This window comes from Mesorhizobium sp. M1E.F.Ca.ET.063.01.1.1, assembly GCF_003998155.1.
GTDB lineage: Bacteria > Pseudomonadota > Alphaproteobacteria > Rhizobiales > Rhizobiaceae > Mesorhizobium.
In genome coordinates this window covers 1-4,471 of record NZ_RZSC01000501.1, presented here as the reverse complement: position 1 = coordinate 4,471, position 4,471 = coordinate 1, and the positions used below count along the sequence as shown (strand labels likewise).

Genomic DNA, 4,471 nt, shown 5'->3' with positions numbered 1-4,471 from the left:
CCGCGTCGGTCGGGCATCCGGTGCCGCCCGGCGACGTCGGCGGCCCGAAGAAACGGCGGCAGACGTCGATCCTCGACATCCTCGGCGGCGGTTGAGCGGCAAACTCGCCTCTCGCAATGGCGAGCGCGTTCGGCTACATGTCCGGCCGGAGATCAAGCCATGGCCGAGACCGACCCTAGAAAAACCATCGTGCTCACCGGCGCCAGCCGTGGCGTCGGCCATGCGACGGTGAAGCGTTTTTCGCGCGAGGGCTGGCGCGTCATCACCTGCTCGCGCCAGGCTTTCGCCGAGGATTGTCCTTGGCCAGCCGGGCCTGAGGACCACATCAAGGTCGATCTCGCCGACCAGGAGGATGTTGGCATCGCCGTCTCGGAAATCCGGCACCGGCTGGAGGCGCATGGCGGGCAACTGCACGCGCTGGTCAACAATGCCGGCATCTCGCCGAAGCTGAAGGACGGCAGCCGGATGAATTCGATCGACACGCCGATGCATGTCTGGCGCGACGTGTTCCAGGTCAACTTCTTCGCGCCGATCATGCTGGCGAGGGGGCTGTTCAAGGAACTCGCCGCGGCCAAGGGATCGATCGTCAACGTCACCTCGATCGCCGGCACCCGGGTGCACCCGTTCGCCGGCACGGCCTACGCGACATCGAAAGCGGCGCTCGGCTCGCTGACGCGCGAGATGGCGCACGACTTCGGCCCGCACGGCATCCGCGTCAACGCGATCGCGCCGGGCGAGATCGACACGGCGATCCTGTCGCCGGGCACCGACAAGATCGTCGAGACGATTCCTCTGAGACGGCTCGGCGCCACGTCGGAAGTGGCCGACATCATCTTCTTCCTGTGCACCGCGCAGGCGTCCTACGTGACCGGCTCCGAAATCCATATCAACGGTGGCCAGCACGTTTGAGCGGCTGACTTCAAGCTAAGGGCTGCTCATCCACTTATGGTGAGAACAGCCTTGCCGCTGATGCTGCGCTGTCTGAGCGAGTCCAGGGCCTGGGCGATTTCCGTCCACGGCACCGTCAAGGCCACGCGGGTTTCCAGCCGGCCAGCCGCGACTAAGCCAAGCAGCCAGGCGATGTCGGCGCCAATGCCGGAGCCGGAAGTGTAGTAGGCGAAAGTCTGCAGCCTCGCTCCCTCGTGACCCGGAACGAACTGACGGAACCCGACGGGCGTGAGTTCGCCGCTGCTCGAACCGAACATGACGATCACCCCGCCAGGCGCGACGCGTTCTATCGCGTGCGCGAGGCTTTCGCCGCCGACCGACTCGGTGATCAGCGAAAACGGCCCCTCGGCCAGCTCGATCTGTTCGACAACCTGCCCGGCTCCCAGCCGACGCAGATCCTCGTCGTGCCGGGAGGCGGCGACCGTGGTCACGTGCGCGCCCTGCTCGCGGGCGATCTGGATCTGGAAACGACCGACCGCGCCGCTTGCGCCGGTGATCAGAACCCGCTGGCCGGCCAGGCCGCCGCCATGGCGCAACGTCCTCAGCGCCGTCGTGCCAGCAACCGGAAGCGTGGCTGCGGAGGCGAAGCTGACTTCGTCCGGCAGGACGGCGAGCCGGTCGGTCGGAACGGCGACACGTTCGGCCCAGCCGGCCTGGTCGACCAAAGCCGCAACCCGGGTGCCCACGGCGGGCCCGGAGCCATCGGCCGCCGCCTGTTCGAACGGATTGAGCTGCTTGCGGATCTCGGCGACCGGGCTGAGGCCCCTGAGCTCGTCCACCGACTTCTTGACGTCGTCGAGTTCGGCTTCCTTCAGCGCCTCGTTGAACTGCTTCTGGAAGTCAGCCGCCATCGCGCGCAATTTCGCCGCGGTGCGGCCGAACGTGCGCAGCATGTTGGGCAGATCCTTCGGCCCGACGACCACGATCATGACGACCGCGATCACCAGCAGCTCGCTCCAACCGACTTCGAACATGGCAATCTATTCCGACTAGTGCATGCCGCCCAAAAGCGCGAAGCGGTTTTGGGCTAACGGCATGTACAAAGCAACAACCGGGCTCAGCTCTTGCTGACCTTTTCCTTGCCCGGCGAAACGGTCTCGTCGGCGCGGTGCTCGACGGTACGCTTGTCGTCGACGTCGTCGTCAGCCATGCCCTTCTTGAAGCTCTTGATGCCCTTGGCCATGTCGCCCATCAGCTCGGGAATCTTGCCCCGGCCGAACACCAGAAGCACGATGACCAGCACGATCATCCAGTGCCAAATCGAAAATGAACCCATTGCCTGTCTCTCTTGAATGTTTTCCCTCGGCGATGATCTATGCGTTTTCGCTCAGGGATTCAAACACAACCGCAGTGAAGTTGATAAAATGGCTGCCCGATGTCACGCACTTTCGGCGTCGGCGGCTTGCTACGAATCGGCGCAGTCCTGCCCTTGAGCACCCAAGAGCGGCTTTTTTGCGTCACTCTTCCGTGACGCGCGGGGTCAGCAATCCGAGTTCCTCGAGGTCGATATCGGTCAGCGCATCCTCGTCCTCGGTCAGCGCATCCGGATCGGCAGGCGGGACGGGCATCGAGAAATTGGACGGCATGCGCGTCGACAGGAGCCCGGCGCCCTTCAGCTCTTCCATGCCGGGCAGGTCACGGATTTCCTCCAGCGCGAAATGGTCGAGGAAGGCGTCGGTGGTGCCATAGGTCACGGGACGGCCGGGCGTGCGTCGCCGGCCGCGCATCCTCACCCATTCGGTTTCGAGCAGCGTGTCCAGCGTGCCCTTGGAGGTTTCGACGCCTCTGATGTCCTCGATCTCGGCGCGCGTCACCGGCTGGTGATAGGCAATGATCGCCAGCACCTCGAGCGCCGCGCGAGAGAGCTTTCGCTGCTGGACCGAGTCCCGGCTCATCAGGAACGCAAGATCGCCGGCGGTGCGGAATGCCCAGGCATCGCCGACCCGCACCAGATTGACGCCGCGCTTGGCGTAGATCTCCTGCAGATCGGCCATTGCCGCCGTGATATTGACGCCGTCGGGCAGGCGCGCCGCCAATTGCCTTTCGCTGACCGGCTCGGCGCTGGCGAATATAATCGCCTCGGCCATGCGGACAGCTTCCGACAACTGCAGCCGCTCGGCGAGGTTCTCGATAGAGCCCAGTTCGGCCGTCTCGTCTTCCGGTTCGTCGTCGACCTTGAACGGGATGACCGAAGCGTTGGCGCGTTCGCTCATGATACCACCTCGACTGCCTTGACCCCTTGCGCGCGGCCGCGCAGATAGATCGGTGCGAAAACCTGATCCTGCCGCACTTCCAGTTTCCCCTCGCGCACCATTTCGAGCGTCGCGGCGAAGGAGCTGGCGACCGCCGTCCGCTTCTCTTCCGGCGTCGCCAGATATTGGATCAGGAAGCTGTCCAGCGCGGTCCAGTTGCTGACCGTCCCGATCAACCGCGCCAGCACTTCGCGCGCGTCCTTAAGCGACCAGACGGCGCGCCGGGCGATCGTCACATTGTTGATCGCCTGCCGCTGGCGCTGTTGCGCATAGGCGGTCAAAAGATCGTAGAGCGAAGCCGAATAGGCGTTGCGCTTCTCGATGATGACCATTTCCGGCATGCCGCGCGCGAAGACATCGCGGCCGAGCCGGTTGCGGTTGACCAGCCGCGCCGCGGCATCGCGCATCGCCTCCAGCCGCTTCAGCCGGAATTGCAGCACCGCCGCCAGTTCCTCGCCGCTCTCGCCCTCTTCGCCTGGCTGTTTCGGGATCAGCAGCTTCGACTTGAGGAAGGCGAGCCACGCCGCCATCACGAGATAGTCGGCCGCAAGCTCCAGCCTCAGCGCCCTCACCTTCTCGATGAAAGCCAGATACTGCTCGGCGAGCGCCAGGATCGAGATGCGGGCGAGATCGACCTTCTGGTTGCGCGCCAGATGCAGGAGAAGGTCGAGCGGCCCCTCGAAACCGGCGACGTCGACCACCAGCGAAGGATCGCCAGTGAGGCGTGAATCGTCGTTCTCGGCCCACAGACGGTCCATCGGTGCGGCCTTCGCGGCCTTGCTGTCCAATGTCTCCGCCACTTGCCCTTCCATCCCTTCGGTTCAGGCCACCGCTTCGAAATAGGTGGCGAATTCCTCGCGTATCGCGGTTTCGTCGGCGACGTCGCGGCTCCTTATATAGGTCAGTGCCCGCTCCGCCCTCGCCAAGGACTTGCCTGCGAGGGCCGTCGTGCGCGACGCGATGCCGGACATTTCCTCGAAAACGCCGTTGCAGTGAAGAACGAGATCGACACCTGCCGCAAGGATCGCGGCCGCCTTTGACGGGAAATCCCCAGAAAGTGCCTTCATCGACGTGTCGTCACTCATCAGGAGCCCATCGAAGCCGATCTCGCCTCGGATCACCTCGCTCACAACCTTGGCCGAGGTTGTCGCCGGATTGTCCGGGTCGACAGCGCTGTAAACGACATGCGCCGTCATCGCCATCGGCAGGTGATTGAGCGCCTTGAATGGAGCGAAATCGCGTCGCCGTAATGCGGCGAGCGGTGTATCGAC

General features: G+C 64.4%; 6 protein-coding genes. 1 reads left to right on the top strand and 5 read right to left on the bottom strand.

The window, feature by feature from the left end:
* Positions 1-159: 159 nt before the first annotated feature.
* Positions 160-909 (top strand): SDR family oxidoreductase, encoded by a 750-nt coding sequence (locus EOA29_RS26425; protein WP_127221827.1) that lies wholly within the window; start codon positions 160-162, stop codon positions 907-909.
* Between the two features lie 26 nt (positions 910-935).
* Here EOA29_RS26425 and tatB read toward each other — a convergent pair whose 3' ends face one another.
* The 5 genes from tatB to EOA29_RS26400 all read right to left on the bottom strand — a co-directional run.
* A complete protein-coding gene (gene tatB / locus EOA29_RS26420; protein WP_127221826.1) occupies positions 936-1,922 on the bottom strand; it encodes a Sec-independent protein translocase protein TatB in 987 nt (328 codons plus the stop codon).
* Positions 1,923-2,005: 83 nt separating this feature from the next.
* Positions 2,006-2,224: a twin-arginine translocase TatA/TatE family subunit gene (locus tag EOA29_RS26415; protein ID WP_095815328.1), complete on the bottom strand. Its 219-nt coding sequence runs from the start codon at positions 2,222-2,224 to the stop codon at positions 2,006-2,008.
* A gap of 181 nt (positions 2,225-2,405) precedes the next feature.
* Positions 2,406-3,161: an SMC-Scp complex subunit ScpB gene (scpB, locus tag EOA29_RS26410; RefSeq protein ID WP_126093399.1), complete on the bottom strand. Its 756-nt coding sequence runs from the start codon at positions 3,159-3,161 to the stop codon at positions 2,406-2,408.
* Entirely contained in the window at positions 3,158-3,958 is an 801-nt protein-coding gene (locus EOA29_RS26405) for a ScpA family protein (protein ID WP_126095872.1), read from the bottom strand. The genes scpB and EOA29_RS26405 overlap by 4 nt, the downstream gene beginning before the upstream one ends.
* 63 nt (positions 3,959-4,021) lie before the next feature.
* Positions 4,022-4,471 (bottom strand): glycoside hydrolase family 3 N-terminal domain-containing protein (locus tag EOA29_RS26400; protein WP_145969805.1); only part of this gene is annotated, 450 nt, incomplete at its 5' end.